Origin of the sequence: Raoultibacter timonensis, from assembly GCF_900240215.1 — a bacterium.
In the GTDB taxonomy this organism is placed as follows: domain Bacteria; phylum Actinomycetota; class Coriobacteriia; order Coriobacteriales; family Eggerthellaceae; genus Raoultibacter; species Raoultibacter timonensis.
On sequence record NZ_LT964679.1, the window covers coordinates 2288100 to 2309152 of the forward strand.

Below are 21053 nucleotides of genomic sequence, written 5' to 3' on the forward strand. Positions count from 1 at the left end.
CGTCCACACACGGTTCTAAGGAGGAGGCTATGAGCCTACAAAACGAGATGGAAGAATTATCCGACAATGCATTTGCGTCCGAGCAAGATGTACCCGAGTCGATCTGCTTCGGTAGAAGAGAGTTTCTCAAAGGGGCCGCAGGGGTAGCGGGTTTCGGATTACTCAGCATGGGCGGTTTGGCAGGGCTTGCGGGATGTTCCTCGCCTCAAGCTGAAACCAAAACAGGAAACGTAAGCTATACACCGGGCACGTACAAAGCGCAAGCCGAAGGAAAGCATGGGCCTATCGAGCTGGCAGTCTCGTTCTCCGAAAACCGAATCGACAGCATCGAGGTAGTGAGCCATTCCGAAACAGAGGATATCAGCTACATCCCGCTCAACGTTCTTCCGCAGGTGATCATCAACACTCAATCAATTGACATCGATACCGTATCGGGAGCCACCCTGTCTTCCCAAGCCGTCATTGCCGGAGTTACGGATGCGATCAAGCAGGCCGGAGCAAATCCCAATCAGCTCAAAGCGTTCGATCCGCAAAGCATCGTCCAGTCGATGACCCCGGGAACCTATACCGGAGAAGCTTACGGAAAATGGAAGAAGGGAAGCATCGAGGGCGAGCGATTCGGATGTCCTGCTACCATCGAACCGACCCAGGTTAAAGTAACCGTCGATGAAACGAGCATCGTTTCCATCGAAGTCTCTTCGTGCTCGGATACACCGGGGTTCTTCGAACCCGCAACCGAAAGAATCCCTCAAAACGTTATCGAACAACAGTCTCTGCTTATCGACACCGTCACAGGCTCTACCCTAACGGCGGCCGCCCTCACGGCAGCAACGGCGAAGGCGCTCGAAGAAGCCGGTGCCGACTTAGCCGGATTCGCCAAGGCAACCAATCATGAGCCAAAAGAAGAATCCTACAAGGCTGATCTCTGCATAGTGGGCGGCGGCACTGCCGGAACAACCGCCGCCCTCAAAGCTATCGAAGAAGGCCTGCGAGTGGTAATCATCGAGAAAACCGCTCGAATATCCGGCGAGGGATCCTGCGCAACCGGCGCTCTAGCCGTAGGAAGCAAGCTCGACGAGCAGGTTGGCAACCACGTTACCGTGGAGGAAGTATTCTCCAATATGATGGACTACTGCTACTGGAAAAGCGATGCAAGTCTTGTCTACAACATCCTTGATCATTCCGGCGAAATGGTCGATTGGCTTCAGGCCCATTGGGACGAATGCGGCCACAAAGGGTTTTCAGCTCCCAAGGAGACGTCGGGGACAAGCATTGCGCACGACTACGGAAAGGGCACCGAAAAGTTCCAGCTGCTTTGGGATAACTACATCATCCCCGGGGGAGCAACGCTTTTGCTCAACACGAAAGCTGAAGAGCTCATCGTTGAAAGCGACACCGTGCAAGGCGTCTCTGCGACGAAACAAGATGGAACAGCGATACGCGTCAGCTCCCCGACAGTGCTCATCTGCACAGGGGGATTCGGCGGCAACAAAAGCATGCAGAACGAGATTCTCGGTTCATCGGACTTTTACCTCAACGGAGTAGCAACCAATACGGGGGATGGAATCGAAATGTGCCGAACGGCCGGTGCCGTATTGTCGACCGAAGTCTCTCCTCATCTTGCCGAGTTCTGCAGCAACGATGTATTGGACTTCTATGCGGGATACATGAAATTTCTCAACCAAACCGGATTCCTCATGGTCGATTCCGCCGGAGCGCGCTACATGAACGAAACGTTCTGCATAACCCATGCTCTCGCACGAGGCGCTTCAGCAATGCGCAGGGTCGGATCCAGCTACATAATCTTTACCCAGAACGATTTCGACAAGCTGCTCAACAGCGGGGTTCACGATGTGCTCGGAGAAAGCATTATCGCGGAATACAAGATGCGCGAGAGGATTCTCGTTCCTTCCTACTACACCCTCCAAGACGAGATGGACGCCGCGCTAAACCACAATCAGGCCTGGAAAGCCGATACGCTTGAAGAACTCGGCGAATTAGCGGGATTCGATGCCAGCACGTACACAAGAACCATAGTCGATTATCAAGAGGTTATCGCTTCGGGCGAAGACACGTTATTCGGGAAAAGGCCCGAGCTCCTGCATCCTCTCGACCAAGGGCCGTTCTATGCAGTCCGGGTGATATCGCCCATCGACGGCACTTACAACGGCATAAAGGTCAACGACCACCTGCAGGCCATCGGAGAAGAAAACAAGCCAGCGCCCGCAGGATTGTTTGTAGCAGGACAAGACAGCGGCGGCTACTTCTCGTATCCCTACACAGATTACGTGGGAGCAACCTGCGGATATGCCCTCACAAGCGGAATGATGTCGATTGAATATATCAAGGAGTACCTCAGCAAATAGCCCGCAACCTGCAAGCGAAACGGCCCGGAAGCATCTTCCGGGCCGTTTCGTGTCTTATCTTTTCGAGGAAAACGTCTAATCCTCCACGCGAATGACCGAGGGTTCCTCGCGCAGCACGTCATCGAGACTCGCGATGTCGGCAAGCACGGCGCGGACGCTCTTCTCACGAGCGGTATGGGTAACGTAAGTCAAATCGACGCTGTTCGCATCTTTCTTGCCGCGCTGGATAACCGAGTGGACGCTCACGTTGTGATCGGCGAACACGCCCGCCATAGCGGCCAGCACGCCCGAACGGTCGGCGACGGCGAAACGGATGTAGTACTTGGTCTTGAGGTTCTCCATCGGCACGATGGGAAGCGTATCGGTGCAGGTGCAACCCACGATCGGGGGAATGCCCGCCTGAATGTGACGCGCAACCTCCAGCACATCGCCCATGACGGCGCTCGCCGCAGGACCCGAACCCGCACCTTCGCCGAAGAACATGGTCTCGCCCACCGCATCGCCCACCACGTAGATCGCGTTGAACACACCGTTCACCGTTGAAAGCTGGTGGTCGAGGGGCAACATAGTGGGATGCACGCGCACGTCGATGCCCTCGTCGGTGCGATGCGCATGGGCCAGGAGTTTCACGCTGTAACCCATGTCCTTCGCGATTTCGAGATCGAGCGGCGTGATGTTACGAATTCCCTCGGTATGCACGTCGTTGATGGTCACACGCGAGTTGAAGGCAATCGATGCGAGGATGGCGATCTTGGCCGCGGCGTCGAGCCCATCGACATCGGCCGTCGGATCGGCTTCGGCAAAGCCCTTGGCCTGCGCCTCGGCGAGCACCTCGTCATAAGGCATATCGTCTTCGGCCATACGGGTGAGCATGTAGTTGGTCGTGCCGTTCACGATGCCCATCACGGTATCGATGCGGTTCGCGATAAGCGAGTGCTTCATCGGATCGATGATCGGGATGCCGCCGCCCACGCTCGCCTCGAACGCGATCTCCCTGTTCGCCTCTGCGGCAGCAGCCATAACCTCTTCGCCGTAGGTGGCCATGAGCGCCTTGTTGGCCGTAACCACGTTCTTGCCGGCGCGCAGCGATTCCAGCACCACGTTCTTGGCAACGGTCGTGCCGCCGATGAGCTCGATGACGATGTCGATCGAGGGATCGTTCACGATGTCGGTGTAATCCTGCGTGAAGATGTCCTCCACGCCATGCTCGATGGCCTGCTCGGGATTGCGCGAGCACACGCGGACGAGTTCCACGTCGATGCCGTAGTGGCGCAAAAACGCCTGCTTGTGATTCTTGAGTATCTCGATGCAGCCGCCGCCGACGGTGCCGGTGCCAACCAATCCGAGTTTTACAGCCATGTCGTTGTCTCCCTTAATCCAGATCGCACGCCATCAGATCTTCGTAGGTCTCGCGCCGCGTGGTCACGCGAGCCTCGCCGTCTTTCACGAATACGATCGCGGGGCGCGGCTGCCCGTTGTAGTTGTTCGACATAGTGTAGCAGTAAGCGCCCGTTCCGAACACGCACACGATGTCGCCGAGGTCGGGATGCTGGATGGGCATGTCGATGACCACCGCATCGCCGCTCTCGCAATGCTTGCCGGCAAGCGTGACGATCTCGGTGCGGGGCTGGCCCGCTTTGTTGGCGATAATCGGCTCGTACTCGGCATGGTAGAGCGCCGTGCGGATGTTGTCCGACATGCCGCCGTCGACGGCAACGTACTTGCGGATGCCCGGGAGCGTTTTCAGGATGCCTACGGTGTAGAGCGTTATGCCCGCATTCGCCACGAGGCTGCGGCCCGGCTCGGTGAGCAGGCGCGGGAGCTTCACGTCGAACTCGACGCAGTACTCTTTCACGGCGGAGGTTACGCACTCGGCGAAGTCTTCTATGGTGGAGGGCTTGTCGTCAGCCGTGTACGCCACGCCCAAGCCGCCGCCCACGTCGAGTTCGTCGATCTCGTAACCGTATTCGGCCTTGATGCGCGCGATGAGGTCGACCATCACCTTGATGGCCTCCTTGAACGAATGCAGGGCGAAAATCTGCGACCCGATGTGCATATGCAAGCCCGCAAGGCGGACGTTGGGGGCGGCCAGCACGTCTTTCACGCAGTTGAACGCCCAATCGTCGCGCATGGTAAAGCCGAACTTCGAATCTTCGCAGCCCGTGCGGATATATTCGTGGGTGTCGGCCTCAACGCCCGGCGTGATGCGCATGTAGATATTCTGCACGCGCCCCTGCTCCCCTGCGATCTTCGACACGCGGTCGAGCTCGATGCGCGAGTCGATCACGATGCAGCCGACGCCGGCTTCGATGGCCTCGGTCAGTTCGACGGGCGTCTTGTTGTTGCCGTGCACGAAAACCCGATCCATCGGAAATCCCGCGGCGCGGGCCACCGCAAGCTCTCCGCCGCCCGACACGTCGAGGCACAGGCCCTCTTCTGCAACGATCTTCGCCGCCGCCTTGTTGAGAAACGCCTTGCTCGCAAACACCACATCGGAGTTCTCGTAGCGGCCGCGAAATGCGCCGAGGTAGGTTTCCATGCGATGGCGCATATCGGCCTCGTCCATCACGTACAGGGCCGTACCCTGATCGCGGGCGAGTTCGACCATGTCGATGCCGCCGACGAAGAGGTGGTCGTCTTTGACCTCGGCGGTCAGGGGCAGCACGTGCCCGAGCTCCATAGTCGTCAGGTTGTCGGCCTTTTTGTTCAGGTCGGCTGCGGGTAGAGCCATGGGGTTCCTCTTTCCATTCGGTCGGTGAAACGCATACTGCACTGCAAGCGACGCCGACCGCTACCTGTCTAGCTCCCGATGCCGAACAGCGCCAGAAGGCGGTCCCAGAACGAACCCTGCTCCTGCTCGGGTTCGGGTTCGATCTTCTCCGGTGCGACGATAGGCTCGGTGGCCATCACGAACTGCACCAGTGTAACATCGGTGTTTTTCGAACTGGTAAAACTTATCGGCTTAAAATCGCTCTTACTGTATTCGGCGATCATCTTATCAATTTCTTCGCTCACCGTATCGGGCATCGCCTGAATCTCCGTATAAAGGCTACCGGTTCCGTCGGCAAGTTCGCCTGCACCGCTGGCCAAGTCGCCCGCACCCGACGAGAGCGAGTTTGCACCCGAGGCCGCGCTGGTAGCGCCGCCCGCAAGCTCGTTTGCCCCCGATGCGAGCGACGAAGCGCCCGACGCGAGGGCTTCGATACCACCGACGAGACTGTTCCCGTCGCCCGCCGAGCCGAGACCCGAAGCGGCGGCCGTAAGCGTTTGCGCAACGGCGCCGTAGGCGGCATTGGCAGCCTCGACGGTCACGAGCGTTTGGAACGCCTGCTGCAAGTCGGCTGCCTGCGCAGCTGTGGCCTGCTGCGCAGCCGCCATGGCGGCGCCCTGGTCGGCGTCGGGATCGGACGCATGATACGCCATCGCGAACGCGGCGACGTAGGTTTGCAGTGCCGTCTGGTAGGCTTGCTGCTGGGCGCTCGAATCGATCACCGACCCCTGCGCTTGCTGCGCCTGACCGTTCAAGGCGCCCTGATAGGCTTCGAGCCCCTCGGCAAGCGACGATGCGCCCGACGCGAGCCCATCAGCGCCCGAAGCGATACCCGCGGTGCCATCCGCAATGCCCGCTATGCCCGAGGCCATCTCGTCTGCACCCGACGATAGGCTCTGGGCGCCGCTCGCCAACTGCGAAGCGCCATCGGATAGCTGTCCTACGCCGTCGGACAGCTGCACGAAACCCGAAAGCAATCCGTCTTTGTCGGGCGAGTCGATCACCATGGAAAACGGCACGGCGGCAAAGCTCGCACCGTCCATCTCGAAATCGGTTACGTCGGCACTCACCGAAAAGGTTCCGTCCTTGCCGGGCATGCCCGTGAAGGTCACCTGCGTGTTCGATCCCGAAAGCGCTATCTGCCCGTCGGGCGCAGCCACATTGCTCGATTTGTCGGAAGCGAACACGAGCGAGATCTGCAGCAGGTAGTTATCGAAGAACGTCGCATCCACGGCATCATTGCGCTTGGTGGCGATCTCCATCTCGAGTAAGCCGCTCTTGCCGCCAAGCTCCGACGCATCGATCGCTTTTCCGTCGAGCTTGTACGTTACCGCCACATCCCAAGGAAGGTTCTTCGAAGCGAGATCGCCCTGGTAGCGAAAGCTCTCCCCCGCGCCCACATCGACCGTCACGGCATCGCCTTCCTGCTCGATCTGCGCGGTGTCGGTAAGGTTCGTCACCGAAGAGTAGTCGCCGTAGTCGGTCACCGCTCCCGGCTTTTCGGGGTTGAGCACGTTGACCACGTAGATGCTGTTCACCGCGCCAGATCCGTCAAGTGTTGCATATACGACCTCGTCTTTGGGCGTTGCGTTCTCGGCATGTCGCTCGGTCGACGAGGCGGACCCGCCGTCCGAAGAAGACCCTTGGGCGGCGCTCGCCGTTCCGTCCCGCTCTTCGGCGTTCGCGCTCTGCAGCGACGATGCGCCGAGCGCTCCGAGGGAGAGGGTTCCCGCAAGCGTTGCCGCAAGCGCGATCCGCAGCATACGATTCGATGGCGTTACGTCGTTCATGACAATTCCTCCTTATGCGAGGCGCGCGGATCGAAGAAGTTCGCACGCCAGGTAGTCTTTTTGATGATCCTGTCGAAGATGAGCAGCGCTCCGGGCAAAAACGTGACCACGAGCAAGAACGAAAGCAGCGTTCCCCGGCACAGAAGCAGGCCGAGAACCGATACGATGTTGTTGCTCGACGTGAGCCAGAGCACGGCACCGGTCATCGAGAGGATGCTCGCCGAAACGAGGATGCTGAAAAACGTATCGCCGAGCGTGCGCGAAAGCGCGGGACGTACGGCCATGGCCTGGCGATTCTTGCGGTAGTTGTCGGTAAACAGGATGGCGTAGTCGACCGTCGCGCCGAGCTGCACGGTATTGATGACAAGAAATCCCAGGTAGTTGAGCGAATCGCCCGTCAGGTACGGCACGGCGAGGTTGATGAAGATGGCCGATTCGATGGTGGCGAGCAAGATTACGGGCAGCGTCGCCGATTTGAACGTCAGCAGCAGCACGAGGATGATCGCGCAGATGGCGATGAGGTTCGTCGTCTGGTTATCCACCGTCACCACAGCGCGCATGTCATAGAGGCTCGTCGCGTACCCCGCCGACATGCTCTCGTCGCCGTAGAGGGCGCCCGCCTTTTCTCGGATCTGCTCCACCACGCCGAACGCCACATCGCCCTCGTTCTCCGTATCGGCGTACACGATGACGCGCGCGTAGTTATCCGAATAGAACTGGCTCGTTATGCTCTCGTCGAGAAATTCGACGGGAATCGCCATGCCGACGGCGTTCGTGTACGAGATAACCGAAGTGACGTGGGGTATCTGCTCCAACTCGGCCACCAGCTCAGCCTCGCGCGCCCTGTCGTCGTTGGGGATGAGGATCACGGTCGCCTCCGATTGCCCGAAGGTATCCTCGATCGCCTCGGCATCGAGCGAAGCACGCGTCTGGCTTCCCTCAACCGAACCCATACCGTAAGTGAACTGGGTGTTCGACTGAGCGAGGAAGCACGGAACGATGAGCGCGATCACGATGAGGAACACGGGTATGCGCAGCGGGGCCAGGTACTTGCCCGCACCGCGAAACGTCGGGAGCAAACGGCGATGGCGCGTCTTGTCGATGAGCTTGTAAGCCATGAGCGTGAACGCAGGCAGAAAGATCACGACGCAGAGAAACGACAGCACGATGCCTTTCACGAGCGCGAGACCGAGATCCGTGCCGATTTGGAACTGCATGAAGCACAGAGCCGCAAATCCGAAAAACGTTGTCGCAGCCGAAGCAGCGATCGAGGAGAAGCTCTTTTTCATGGCAGCGCGCATGGCCGATTCCACATCGGGTTCGGTTTCCCTGAACCGCTGGAACGCATGGAGCAGGAATATAGCGTAGTCGAGCGATACCGCAAGCTGCAGCACAGGAGCGACCATGAACGCGATGAAGGATACCTCGCCCATAAAGAGGTTCGATCCCATGTTCATGAGCACCGATACGCCGATGGCAAGCAAAAAGAGGATTGGCTCCACCCACGAAGTGGTCGACAGAACGAGAACGAGGAGGATGAGCGGCACGAGGATGAGGATGCCGTTGATCACCTCGGTGATGGTCATCGATTTCATCTCGGCGGTACTGACCGACTGGCCCGACGCGTGACCGCCCTCGCCGATGATGCCGTAGATGGCGTCCATCGCCTCCGATTCCGCGCCCGACGCGATGGTCACGTCGAAAAGCGCGTGACCATCCTTGTAGTACGCCGACACCGTATCGGCATCGAGCATTTCGAGGGGAATGCTCAGGTCGGCGACATCGTCGAGCCACATGACGTCATCGACGCCCGCCGCCGCCTCAAGCCGCTCCTTATATTCGAGCGCCTCGGTCACACCCACATCGTCGACCATGACGCGCGCGTTGGGAACCGCCATGCCGAACTCTTCTTCCATCGTATCCACCGCACGCATCGACTCGGTGGTTTCGGGAAGGTATTCGGAGAGGTTGTAGTTGATCGGCACGAGGAACGTCATCACCGTACCGATGACGGCAAGCGCGAGCGTCAGCCAGACGATCGGCTTTTTATGGTCGATGACGAACGTAGCGAATCGGTCCACAGCAACTGCATCCTTTACCGCCGCCAACAAGGCAAACGCCCGCTGCTCGAAATTCGGCCCGGAAGATCTGCGACTTGTTGGCAACACAGTGTTGATTATCTTTCTCACTTACTGTTATATTGCATCATGGTTATTCTTCAACCGATAAATGCTGCGGAAGTGTCAGCAAACCGACATCCGGCCCCGATCTGTTGCCTTTCAAACGAAAAACGCACAACCCGAAAACGCGAAGGCGAGGAGCTCCATGAAACAAGATCACCGCGTGCGCCTTACGAAAATGATGCTGCGCGACAGCTTTTTCGATCTCATGCAGGAAAAGCCCGTCGGCAAGATCACCGTCAAAGAGCTGTGCGACAAAGCGGGCGTCAACCGGGCGACCTTCTACTCCCACTACACCGACATCTACGCACTGTACGAGGAGATAGAGCGCGACCTTGCGCAGACCATCATGCACTCGCTGAGCACGACGATCAACGGCGGCTCGCTCGAAGCGTTCAGCAAAGACATCTGCACCATCATCGCGCAGAACGAAAAACTCTGCATGGCGTTCTTCGGCGAATACAGCGATCCCGACATGCTCCTGCGCATCGTCGACAGATTCAGGGAAAGAAGCATCGCCATGTGGAACCGAACAAGGCCCGACCTCGCAAGCTCGGAGCTCGATCGCTTCTACACGTTCATGGCGAACGGCTGCCTCGCGATTATCCGCTCATGGGTACAATCGGGCATGAAAGAAAGCGCTGAAGACGTTGCGCGCTTCATCGAAAAGATGGCTGACAGCGGCTTGGCGGCGCTGTAGGGCGAGATGAGCTGGAAGGCTTGCAGTGCAGACCCCAGGGAATGGAGCTGTGCGAGCGTGCTGTGCGGGTGAGCTGCGCGGGTGAGCTGCGCAGATTGGGTGGCAGCGTGCGGGACGAGAGGCGCTTTCGAACTTTTCGCCGCTTGGCACCGAAGATCGACGTAACACGAGCTCGGCAGTCCGAAGGCGCACTCACGACAGAAATACGAAGTTTTTCGTCTCCATCAGAGTCCTTTTTTTACAGTCGACTCCTAACCCCTTCCTGATCAGGTGCGATGGAGTTACTCGATACAGTAGTCGTACATTTTGCCGCACGGAAGGGGTCCAGACGACGAATATCTTCGTTTTTCTGCCGCAAACCCGGGAATCCGCTGTGAATCCGGAATCAGCATGTGCCTATCCGGACCTCAAAACGCCAAACCGCTCTCAGAAGCTGCACGCAGACGGGGCCCTTCGGCTCCAAGAACCTCTCGCCTTTTTTGCATGTTTTTGCTCGTTGTGTTGCGTTCGGAATACGGCCGCGACAATGCTCGAAATTTTGACCTGCGCTTATGCGAAAGGGCATCAATCGGTCTCGGCCGATCGCGCGAAAAGCCGCCCGAAACGGGCCCCAAACGCAACACAACGAGCAAAATCCAGCAGTTCGGGCGGTTTTACTCGTTGACGCCAAGCTCGTGCGAAGCCATCGTGCACCGGCATAGGCCCCGAGACCGGGGCAGCGCATGCGGCACGCCCCTGAACAAAGGGGCTTTTCCTTCGCCAAAAGTCATTCTCATCCGAGAATGACCGTGACGATGCGGTATACTTAACCCCATTGATACACTAGGATTTCCGAGCAATCGGATGGGAAAACGAAACGAGGGGCACCATGGCAAAACCGGAACCGTCAATCGATCAGTGGCTCAAAGAGGCGAAAGCCGATCCGAAGGCCGCGCAGTGCGGCATGTTCCTCACCCATAACGGCACCGTCCGCGTAACGCCCAAAGCGCAGGTGCGCGAGGGCGTCGAAGGTCTCGGCGACGTTGCGCAGGTCGAGTTCTCCTACGACGCAGCGGGCGTCGACGCCGCCGTCGCCGACGCGCTCACCTGGCCGGGCGTGTACTACGTGCGCGTATGGCTCAACGAGGGTGCTCTCGACGTGGGCGATTCGATCATGTACGTGCTGATCGGCGCCGATATCCGCCCCAACGCCATCGACGCTTTGCAAAAACTCGTCGGCAAGATCAAGAACGATCTCGTAGTCGAAAAGGAGATCTACGCATAAGCAAGAGTTCTCCGATTCATGCAAGCAGACGAAAGGCCTCCGACCGCATGACGGAGGCCTTTCGTTGCGCCCACGCGATTTACCGGCTTTCCCTATGCCGATGACCCGTCTCCTTGATGAGCGCCATGCAGCATTCGATGCTCTTGCCACCGTAGGGAATCGGCCGAATCAGTACGTCGACGCCGTACGTCTCAGCAAGCGCCTCCTCGGTGAGTACATCACGGTAGTAGCCGCAACGGCAAGCGCGGCCACGCTGTAGCAGCACCACATCGGACTTGAGCGAGAACGCTTGCTCGGGGTCGTGCGTAGTCATAAGCACGCCGATACCGCCCTCGGTTAGCTCGATGACGCGCTCGAGCACATGGATCTGATTCCCGAAATCAAGGCTTGCCGTCGGCTCGTCCATAACAAGATAGCGCGGCTGCTGAGCGAGCGCACGAGCGATCGACACCATCTGCAGCTCTCCGCCCGAAACTTCGGTGCAGGTCTTCTTCGCTAAACGAGCGATACCCATCGTTTCGAGCGCTTCGCGAGCGATCCGACGATCCTCGGGACCTGGTTGCTGCAGAAGCTTCAGGTGGGGCGCTCTGCCCATGAGCACGGCCTCTTCCACCGTATAGGCGAAGGGAATGTTTTGGATCTGAGGCACATACGCAATCGCGCGAGCTATCTCGCTTCGACTCATGTCGGCGATTTTGCCGCCGTCGATCGTCACCGACCCCGTCTCAAGCGGCAAAAACCCGAGCGCCGCCTTGAACAGCGTCGTCTTGCCCACGCCGTTAGGCCCGAGAATTGCCGTAACGCTTCCCGGCTCAAGCTGAAATCCCACGTGTTCGAGTACCGGCCTGCCGCCGTATCCGCACGAAACGTCGTCAACTACGAGCGCCATCACTTCCACCCCCCTTTGTACTTGATCAGGAGGGTCACGAAAACCGGCGCACCGATAAGCGCCGTCAGGATGCCGATGGGTATCTCCATGGGAAACAGGCCGCGCGCAATGTTGTCCATAAGCACCAGGTAGAACGCACCTCCGAGAAACGAGGCGGGCAAAAGACGGCGGGAATCGGGGCCGAACAGCATCCGCATGAAGTGCGGGATCACAAGGCCCACCCACCCGATGATGCCCGTCACAGCCACACTTACCGCTGTCATGAGCGTGGCGCATACGATGACGACCACGCGGATGCGACCCGCCTCTACGCCGAGAGCGCGGGACTCGTCATCGTCGAGCGAGAGGATGTTGATACGCCATCGAAGCCCGTAAAGCACGATTCCGCACACAAGCACCGGCACGCACAGCATTCCGATATCCGACCAAGTGAGGCTTGAAAGCCCGCCCATAAGGAAGAACGTGATGCCCGGAAGCTGGCTGTACGGATCGGCTACGTACTTCGTTACCGAAATCAGCGCCTCGAACATCGCTTTGATAACCACGCCCGCCAAGACGAGCACGATAACGTTTGACGGCCCCTTCCCCACTGCTATGCTGATGAGGTAGGTGAGAAACACCGCAATGAGGCCGCCGACGAACGCCGAACCCGATATCACGGCAACGGGAGCCGCCGCGAGCATCGCGCATGCAGCGCCGAAGCCTGCGCCCGCCGATGCTCCGAGCAGGTCGGGCGACACCATCGGGTTGCGAAACATCCCCTGAAACGCCGCACCCGCCATACCGAGCGCGCCACCGACAAGGAGCGCCCCGATGATGCGCGGAAGTCGCATTTTAAATACAACGAGTTCCTCACTCGTGAGGTCACCGCCCGAAACGAGCGCAAAGACCGCATCGGGAGCATGGGCCAGCGTCGACGCAAGCAGCCCAATGTCGATGCTGAATCTCCCGACCGCGAGCGAAGCTGCAGCGACGATCACGGTCGCCACGGCCAGCACGATGAGCCCAACGCGTCCGAACGGAGCGCGGCTCTTTTTTTCCCTCACCTTCGGCACCATCGTATCCCGTCAGCCCTACGCGGGATCCTGGTGGTTGAGGATGCGATTCGCCTCGTCATCGGTCAGTTTATAGTCGAAGAACTGCTGATAGAAATCGATGAGAAGCTCCTTCATATCGACGTCTTCGAACAGATCGGGATGGATCGTCTTCGCAATGTAGATGAGATAGAGGATCTTCTGAACGCCCGAATCCCAGAAGAACACGCCCGTCGGCGTGGCAACCACCTGATTTTCCTTAACGGCGGTGATGCTGTTGAAATCGCCTGTCGACAGGGCTTCGTTGATCGCGTCCTCGGCAGTCGCGTTGCCCGAAGAACCTGCGTGGTCCAAGAAAATGTAATCGGGATTCCACTCGAGCAGCTGCTCGCTCGTCACCTCGATGTTCGACGACCCCGAAAGCGTCTTGCTGGCAAGCTCGCCGCCCGCGAGCTCGATGACCTCGACCATATCGGACTTGTCACCGTACCCGTGCAGCATGTCGGTGTAGGCAAGGTATACGCTCGGACGCTCGGCGACGCCCTTCGTGCGCTCCTTCACCATGGCAACCTTCTCGTCGAAGTATTCTGAGTACGCCTTGGCCTGCGCCGCCGCCTTCTCGTCGCCCATCACGTCGGCGTAGAGCGTCAGCGTGTCGGCTACATCGCGGAAGGCGCCGGTAGAGGTCATCGGCACAGCGGCCATACCGGCGTTGTTGATGGATTCTGCCTGTTCGGGGTTCGGGAAGCAGAACACGACCTGCACGCCCTGGGCCACGAGGTCTTCGACGTTGAGATCGGAATGCGCGTTGGGAATGCCGGGGACGTCGTTGATGTGCCGGTAGATAACGTTCGACCACGGCCATCCGCTGATATGAAAGTCGCCGTCGCAGGTGATGCGGTCCTCGGCGCCGATGGCGACGAGCTTCTCGTAGGATGGCCCGAAGACGGCGGCTACGCTTGTAACCTCGGCGGGCACGGTGATCGTGGAGCCGTCGAGGTTGGTTACGGTGCGATCGCCCTTAGGCTCTTCAGTCGGCTGCTCGGCCGGTTCGGATGCAGCAGAATCGTCCTTACTCTCCTCAGATGCGCACCCCGCCAACAACCCGCCTCCGGCGAGAGCCGTGAACGCTACGCAGCCGGACAGTCCGATAAACGAACGGCGTGAGAGCATGCGCGGGGGTTGGCCGAGGTTTTCGGTGGTCGAATGATCTTGCTTCTTCATTGCTTCCTCCCTCAAGGTTGCTGGTTCTTCTTTTCTATGGTTACGATCGGGCGCGCGCTGCGATGCCCGTTTCGTAGGACCCGTTGATGCCGATGCGCTCGGCATACAGCCGATCGAACTTTTGGTCGTGGTCAGAAAAGAAATACGGCGTGCGATCGAGGCGCGTACGCGCAACGGCGTTCACCCGCGCAAGCCAGAGCGGATCGGCTGCAGGATGGTTTGCCATCGGCGTATCGGGAAACGGCACGAACGGAAGAATCGATACCGATTCGGGTTCGAACCGCGCGATCGCCTCGATTCCCCATGCGGCGTCGTCTTCGGTTTCACCGAGGCCCACGAGAAAGCCCGTCCATATCGACATCCCCGCCTCACGCGTGTATTCGAGCGCGCGAAGCCGATCGTCGAGCGAATCTCCTCCTGGTCTGAAAGAGCGGTACACCTCGTCGCTGGGCGATTCCAAGCTCGTAAGCATGCCCGCTAGACCCACCGATGCGAGGTCGAAGTGGCTTTGGCGGTCGAGCGCGCCGAACAGCCCGAACAGCTGCAGGCGCGGCTCGGCGTCGTGAATGGCCGCAACGGCATCAAGGTATTCGTTCGGCAGACGGTACCCCATCCACCCTGTGGCGGTAAAGGCGCGGTCGATGCCAAGATCAGCAAGATAGTGCGCATGGTCGACGATTTCCGAAAGCGGGCGGTCGAGCACGAACGAGTCGTACGATTCGGCCTTGAAGTACTCCCATTTGCAGTGCCGGCAGATAGGCCGAGTTCTGCAATCACCTGTAAGGATAAGCGGCGACGCCTTGACGGAAGCGGGCACGCCCGCATGGGAAAGGACTTGCTGGCTCGCCTCACACGCTGCGAAGAACAGCGCATCATCGGCCTCTTTGAACAGCGACCTCGTTTCGCTGGCATCTATCCCCATTGTTTCCCGCATGCTTCCGTCCGTAAATCGCCAATCAGCCCCATTGCCACTTCGTCTATTATACTTATATGGATATATTTTAATAGATATATATTCTATATTAGAAATAAATAGAGTGTCGGGAGCCCATGCGCTAGCAGCTTAACGAGGCAGGGATTATTCACGTTTGCGCGAGACGCGATGGTTTTCCGCAATCGCATGCGCCGGACCCCCGGCAAAAACGTGCCGAACAGCGCGCTCGCTACTTCTCCAAAGCCCTCAGCTCTTGTACCCACGAACCTTGAACGACGTTCTCGATGCGCTTATCCCACATGATGCAGACCCGGCACGACTGAGCTAGATCGGCGATGGGAACGAACGCGATGCGATCGCCGTAGCGTTCCTGATGATGCCTGAAAACAAGCGCCAGCCCCATGCCGCATTCCACCTGATACGCCAACGAAGGAATATCCTTGTAGTAGGCCGCCGGTTCAATGCCGTATTCGCTCGCCTTGAGAGCGCGCCGATAGTACGCGTTGATGGCACCCATCGCTTTGGGATCGGGGAATATGATCGGCTGTTTCGACAGGTCTTCGAGGGTGACGGATTCCCTGCCAGCCAGTTCGTGGTCCTTCGGCATGGTCGCGTAGTAGGTGTCCCTGCCGATGTAGACGCGGCAGAACGAATCGCCGAGATCGGGGTCGATATCGAGCGTTACGCACAGATCGATCTGACGCTGCCGGAGCCGCTGCATCAGATCGCCGTACTCGAGCGCCTGATACTCGGGAACGATATTGCTGTTCGATCTCAGAATAGCTTCGCTGATCAGGGGCAAAAGCCCGCGTGCTGCATCGTAGAGATACCCGATGCGCAGTATCTCGCCCCGCTTCTTCAGGCTTTCGACATGCCGCATCGAGCGATCGAAATCCTCGACGGTGATCTGCGAGTCTTCGTAAAACGCCTTCCCTATCTCCGTCAGGCGAACATGATGGGTGTCTCGAATAAAGAGCTTGGCCCCGATCTCTTCTTCGATGGCAGCTATGTGACGGCTGAGCGTCGATTGGGTCTGATAGGTTTCAGCGGATGTCTTCGTGAAACTCATGTTGCTCGCAAGGAGAAGGAACTCTTTCAGGTACTCGATTTGCATTGCTCCCCCGATCGCCTTGTGCAAAAACTGCATAAGCCATGCAGACCATACAATACCACTCCACCCTTAGGCGCTCTATATTTTTCCCCGAAGGATTCTGTAGAGCTCGCAGGATCGTCGCAATTGTATCTGAAACGTTTCCAGTTAGGGGTGATGCTTGTGTTGGGTGTTTTAGGTATTCTTCTGGCAATTGCCGCGCTTGTCGTTTTAGCGTGGCGGCGATGGAATGCCATCGTGTGTGCGCTGATCGCCACACTGATCATCGGCGTTTTCAACGGATTTGGCATTTGGGGGACCCTTACCGACTACTTTTTGCCCGCTGCGGGCAACTGGGTTACCACCTTCATTCTCATGTTCCTTACCTCGGCCATGTATGCGAAGGTGATAGGAGACAGCGGTGCGGCAGACCGCATCGCTCAATGGGTTCTGGACAAAGCAGGAGAGAAGTTCATCTACCCGGTTCTTATCCTGATCTGCATGATTCTCACATACGGCGGTATTAACGCCCTGGTCATCGTCTTCGTGTTCTGGCCGCTCGCCATCCCCATCGCTCGCGCGATGAACAAACCCCGCTACATTTTCCTGACCATCATGTACATGGGTCTTCTGGGCGGGGCGAACATGGCCATGCCGGGATCTCCGCAAACCGGCAACGTCGCCGCTGCGCAAATCCTGGGGACGTCCGTCACGGCAGCGCCGGGCTGGGGCATCATCGCCACCGTTCTGTGGTTCGCATTCGACGTGTGGTTCATCTACCGCCTTGATCGCTGGGCGGCAAAGCGCAACCACACCTTCGAGGAAGGCGTCGGCCTTCCCATCAAATCGCGCTCGATCGAGACCTGCCCGAGCATGGTGCGCTCGATCATCCCGATCGTCGTCCTGCTCGCCCTCTTCGTTATCTTGGGCAACGGTTTCGGCCCGATCCCGAAGATGAGCGCGACAACCGCCGTCGTTACGGCGAACGTCATCGCCACGATCATCTGCCTAGCCCTGAACTTCAAGTTTTACGAGAATAAGGAGAACGGCCTTTCGGTCGGCGAAGGCATGAAGAAGAGCGTATTCGACGGCCTCATGAGCGGACTGAGCCCGGCATCCGCGATGTTCTGCATGGTTGCATTCGCTTCGGTGCTCTCCGCAACGCCCGCATTCCAATCGCTTGTGGACATTGCAATGGGGTCCGCCGGCAACCCGTACTTCCAAGGCTTCATCGCAACCCAGCTGCTCGGCGTAATCTGCGGATCGGCCGGTGCGACATCGACGGCGGTCTGCAACACGTTCGGCGCACAATGGCTCGCCATCCCCGGCGTAAACGCCGATGCCCTAACCCGAATCGTCTCGATCGGCGCCGCAGGCTGCTCTACGGTTCCCTATTCGGGCGGCCTTTTCGTAAACCTCGATGTGACCGGCTGCAAGATGAAGCACGTCTGGCCGCAGCAGTTCATAGCATGCGCCATTCCGGCCATCGTGCTCTGCGCCATCTGCGCAGGCTTGGCCTCGGTGGGATTGGTTTTCTAGCCAGCCCCGGCCACCGCTGCGTTTGCCGGATCCCATGAAACACGGATCCGGCAAACAGTCGGCGTCCGAGCAAACGGAGGTGAACCGATGTGCTACTGCTGCTGTAACTGCGGAAAATGCACCGGGAGCGTACGCGATCCGATACCCGAGGGCCTCTGCCCCAAGTGTCTGCATTCCAATCCTCCCCGTGCGCGCACCTGCGAAGTCTGCGGCATGCCTCTTCCCAAGCCACCAGGGCGTTCCCCATCGGCATCTTTGGCAGGAATGCCGCCCGACGCGCCCGATGAAACTGTTTCTGCAAGACAAAGGACAAAGCGAGAGGGAAACAATGGAAAAGAAGTTTCAAACCATAGAGCATGAAAAACCATGGAGGTACGTTACGGAAGACGGCCTCACCGTCACCCGCGGAAGCGCCTGGTCGGGTCCGGGATGCCACCTCGGTTGCGGCATTCTGCTCTACACCGACAAAGACGGAAAGCTCGTCAAGATCGAGGGAGATCCCGAAAATCCGTTCAACAAGGGCCGCCTGTGCGTGCGCTGCCTCGATGCCATGGAGGCCGTCTACCACGAAGATCGCTTGACCACCCCCATGAAAAGGGATCCGAAGGATCGCGGCAAAGATGCTTGGACGCCTATCACCTGGGATGAAGCGTACGACCTCATCTACGAGAAGTTCAACGGCTTCCGCGAGGAATACGGCCCCGAGAGCGTTGCTTTCTTCCAGGGGACCGGACGAGACATCGCACCGTGGATCACCCGTTTTGCCTGGTCGTTCGGCAGCCCGAACAACGTGTTCGGCATGTCCGGCAATTCCTGCTACGGCCCGCGCGTTGCCGGCGCCATGTGCGTTACGGGATCGTTCTGGGTGGGCGACTACTCCCAGCAGTTCGTCGACCGCTACGACGACCCCAACTGGAAGGTACCCGAAGTCATCGTGGTATGGGGCAACAATCCGCTGAAATCGAATTCCGACGGCCTGTACGGCCATTGGGTCGTCGATTGCATGAAACGCGGTTCGAAGATTATCACGATCGATCCGCAGCGCATCTGGCTGGCAAACAAGGCGGAAGTACATCTGCCGATCAGGCCGGGCACCGATGCAGCCATGGCCATGGCCATGCTCAACGTTATCATCAACGAAGATCTGTACGATCACGAGTTCGTTGATTCTTGGACTTACGGCTTCGACGAGCTTGCCGCCCATGTTCAGGAATGGACGCCTGAAAAGGCCGAAGAGGTAACCTGGGTACCGGCCGACAAGATCAGGCAAGCCGCTCGCATCATCGCCGCAGCTGATGGCTGCATATTCCAATGGGGCGTAGCCGTCGACATGCAGAAGAACGCCGTAGCCGCAGGCCACGCCATTACCTGCATCCAAGCGATCACCGGCAACGTAGACAACCCGGGCGGTATGATATGCCCCGATTACATCCTCATGTACTTCAGCGGCTGGGGTCGCGAGCTGCTCGACCCAGAAAAAAGGAAGAACCGCATCGGCGATTCCAAATTCCCCATGGTGGCAGACGCCTATTCCAAAGCCGATGCCGACGAGGTGTACAACACCATCATGACGGGCAAAAACGAAAAGGGCGAAGATCACCCCATGAAAGGCGCCTGGATCCAAACCACGAACTTCCTCGTGAATACCGCACCCGACCCCGAGTACCTCATCGAAGCGTTCCACAAACTCGAGTTCGTAGCGGCCATCGACCTGTTCATGACACCCACCATCATGGAGCTGGCCGACGTGGTGCTCCCCGCGGCATCGTTCCCCGAGCGCCAGGGCATCCGTATCGGTGACGGCGTACAGCGCGCCGAAACCATCAACCGCGCAGTCGATCGGCGTAGCGAGGGAATAGACGTGCGTAGCGACATGCAGGTGAATCGGGAACTGGGCAAACGATTCAACCCCGACGCCTATCCGTGGGACAACGAGGAAGATATGTTCTCGAGCATCTTTGCGGAAACGGGCATGCGGTTCGAGGAAGTGCGCGAGCAAGCGCCCGTGTACCTGCCGTTTGAATACCACAAATATAAAACCGGGAAGCTGCGCCCCGACGGACAGGTCGGGTTCAACACCCGCACCGGCCGCATAGAGCTGTGGTGCACGCTCTACAACGGCTACGGACTCGACCCGCTGCCGGTGTACGAAGAGCCCACCCACAGCCCCTATCGGACCCCCGAAGAGTACGAGCAATTCCCCGTCGTGCTAACCACGGGATCGCGCAACTGGAGCCTCTTCCACAGCGAGCATCGTCAGATTCCGCGCATGCGCGCGCTGCATCCCGATCCGACGGTACTCGTGCCCGCCGATATCGCCGAGAAATTCAATCTCGCAGACGGCGAATGGGTCGTGCTGCGCAACCAGTTCGGATCATGCAAGCGCAAGGTGGTCATCGACCAGACCATGGCCCCCGGGATCGCCAGCACCGACCACGGCTGGTGGTTCCCCGAAAGCGAAGGCCGCTCGGAAGAAGACGGCTTGTTCGGTGCGCTGGAGTACAACTGCAACACCCTGTTCAAATTCGACCAAGGCAAAGCAGGCTTCGGCTGCGACTACAAGAACATGCTGGTGACGATCGATAAGATTGAGGAGTAAGCGATGGTACGAGGAATTTTGGTCGACTACGAGTTCTGCACGGGATGCCACACCTGCGAGATCGCTTGCGCCGTATCCCACGACCTGCCCAACAACCGCGCAGGCGTCGTGGTCCACCACGAAGGCGCATGGGAAATAGCAAAAGACGCATGGCAAGACACGTACCTTCCCGTATTTACCGACGTATGCGACCTTTGCGAATGCGGCACGAAAGCGCACGACGGCGTACCTATGTGCGTGCACCATTGCCAGGCAAACGTTCTGAAAATCGGCGATGTCGAAGACCTGACAAAAGACCTCGCAGCGAAACCGAAGCAGACGCTGTACGCCCTCAAGGAAGAGGGATAGCGCAGGGCAGCTGTCGGAAAACGCCGCGCGCCGTAGTTCAATGCTAACAACGAAAGGATATATCCCATGTGTTTCAGACCCGCATCCCTGAGCGCAGATAAGACCTGTCCCCAATGCGGAGCGACCGCATCCGTAACCGACACCGCCTGCCCGCAGTGCGGCGCCGAATTGCCTGCGGAGCCCGCAATGCCGGGAATGCCCGGTGCTCCGGGAGCACCCGGTGCACCCAAAGCGCCGGGTGCTCCCGGAGCGCCCAAAGTGCCCGGTGCACCTGGTGCGCCCAAAGCTCCCGACGCACAGGAACGCACCGTATAGGCAAAGCGCAA

16 protein-coding genes are annotated in these 21053 nt (G+C 58.8%); 7 read left to right on the plus strand and 9 right to left on the minus strand.

Translation table 11 applies throughout. The annotated features are described in order from the left end of the window. Nucleotides 1–29 precede the first annotated feature (29 nt). Nucleotides 30–2366: an FAD-dependent oxidoreductase gene (locus C1722_RS10070; RefSeq protein WP_180995130.1), complete on the plus strand. Its 2337-nt coding sequence runs from the start codon at nucleotides 30–32 to the stop codon at nucleotides 2364–2366. Between the two features lie 75 nt (nucleotides 2367–2441). Here C1722_RS10070 and C1722_RS10075 read toward each other — a convergent pair whose 3' ends face one another. From C1722_RS10075 to C1722_RS10090, 4 genes are all read right to left on the minus strand, one after another. After that, a complete protein-coding gene (locus C1722_RS10075) occupies nucleotides 2442–3725 on the minus strand; it encodes a homoserine dehydrogenase (RefSeq protein ID WP_102379114.1) in 1284 nt (427 codons plus the stop codon). 13 nt (nucleotides 3726–3738) lie between these two features. Then, a complete protein-coding gene (gene lysA / locus C1722_RS10080; protein WP_102379115.1) occupies nucleotides 3739–5097 on the minus strand; it encodes a diaminopimelate decarboxylase in 1359 nt (452 codons plus the stop codon). Nucleotides 5098–5165: 68 nt separating this feature from the next. Then, entirely contained in the window at nucleotides 5166–6926 is a 1761-nt protein-coding gene (locus tag C1722_RS10085; RefSeq protein WP_102379116.1) for a hypothetical protein, read from the minus strand. Next, nucleotides 6923–9007 carry an efflux RND transporter permease subunit gene (locus C1722_RS10090; protein ID WP_244902522.1) on the minus strand — a complete coding sequence of 695 codons (2085 nt, stop codon included), beginning with the start codon at nucleotides 9005–9007 and terminating at the stop codon, nucleotides 6923–6925. The genes C1722_RS10085 and C1722_RS10090 overlap by 4 nt, the downstream gene beginning before the upstream one ends. 244 nt (nucleotides 9008–9251) lie before the next feature. Between C1722_RS10090 and C1722_RS10095 the strand changes: the two genes are divergently transcribed. Together C1722_RS10095 and C1722_RS10100 are read left to right on the plus strand one after the other, a co-directional pair. Next, nucleotides 9252–9806, plus strand: coding sequence for a TetR/AcrR family transcriptional regulator (locus tag C1722_RS10095; protein ID WP_180995131.1), 555 nt, complete (start codon nucleotides 9252–9254; stop codon nucleotides 9804–9806). A gap of 868 nt (nucleotides 9807–10674) precedes the next feature. Next, on the plus strand, nucleotides 10675–11070 hold the full coding sequence (locus C1722_RS10100) for a molybdenum cofactor biosynthesis protein MoaE (RefSeq protein ID WP_102379118.1): 396 nt from the start codon (nucleotides 10675–10677) through the stop codon (nucleotides 11068–11070). A 79-nt stretch (nucleotides 11071–11149) separates the two neighbouring features. Here C1722_RS10100 and C1722_RS10105 read toward each other — a convergent pair whose 3' ends face one another. The 5 genes from C1722_RS10105 to C1722_RS10125 all read right to left on the minus strand — a co-directional run bounded on the left by C1722_RS10105 (nucleotide 11150) and on the right by C1722_RS10125 (nucleotide 16265). Then, entirely contained in the window at nucleotides 11150–11959 is an 810-nt protein-coding gene (locus tag C1722_RS10105) for an ABC transporter ATP-binding protein (protein WP_102379119.1), read from the minus strand. After that, a complete protein-coding gene (locus C1722_RS10110; protein WP_219724294.1) occupies nucleotides 11959–13005 on the minus strand; it encodes a FecCD family ABC transporter permease in 1047 nt (348 codons plus the stop codon). The genes C1722_RS10105 and C1722_RS10110 overlap by 1 nt, the downstream gene beginning before the upstream one ends. 27 nt (nucleotides 13006–13032) lie before the next feature. Next, nucleotides 13033–14217: an ABC transporter substrate-binding protein gene (locus C1722_RS10115; RefSeq protein ID WP_180995132.1), complete on the minus strand. Its 1185-nt coding sequence runs from the start codon at nucleotides 14215–14217 to the stop codon at nucleotides 13033–13035. Nucleotides 14218–14257: 40 nt separating this feature from the next. Next, nucleotides 14258–15151 (minus strand): radical SAM protein, encoded by an 894-nt coding sequence (locus C1722_RS10120; RefSeq protein WP_146040647.1) that lies wholly within the window; start codon nucleotides 15149–15151, stop codon nucleotides 14258–14260. A 229-nt stretch (nucleotides 15152–15380) separates the two neighbouring features. Beyond that, the gene (locus tag C1722_RS10125) at nucleotides 15381–16265 is read right to left on the minus strand and encodes a LysR family transcriptional regulator (RefSeq protein ID WP_180995133.1); all 885 of its coding nucleotides are present in this window, start codon (nucleotides 16263–16265) and stop codon (nucleotides 15381–15383) included. Nucleotides 16266–16424: 159 nt separating this feature from the next. Here C1722_RS10125 and C1722_RS10130 point away from each other — a divergent pair, with 159 nt between their 5' ends. From C1722_RS10130 to C1722_RS17940, 4 genes are all read left to right on the plus strand, one after another. Beyond that, a complete protein-coding gene (locus tag C1722_RS10130) occupies nucleotides 16425–17780 on the plus strand; it encodes a GntP family permease (protein ID WP_146040648.1) in 1356 nt (451 codons plus the stop codon). A 328-nt stretch (nucleotides 17781–18108) separates the two neighbouring features. Next, a complete protein-coding gene (locus tag C1722_RS10135; protein ID WP_102379125.1) occupies nucleotides 18109–20379 on the plus strand; it encodes a molybdopterin-dependent oxidoreductase in 2271 nt (756 codons plus the stop codon). A 3-nt stretch (nucleotides 20380–20382) separates the two neighbouring features. Continuing rightward, complete coding sequence (locus tag C1722_RS10140) at nucleotides 20383–20727, plus strand: oxidoreductase (protein ID WP_102379126.1); 345 nt, start codon at nucleotides 20383–20385, stop codon at nucleotides 20725–20727. A 66-nt stretch (nucleotides 20728–20793) separates the two neighbouring features. Further along, the gene (locus tag C1722_RS17940) at nucleotides 20794–21042 is read left to right on the plus strand and encodes a zinc-ribbon domain-containing protein (RefSeq protein ID WP_102379127.1); all 249 of its coding nucleotides are present in this window, start codon (nucleotides 20794–20796) and stop codon (nucleotides 21040–21042) included. Nucleotides 21043–21053: the final 11 nt, after the last annotated feature.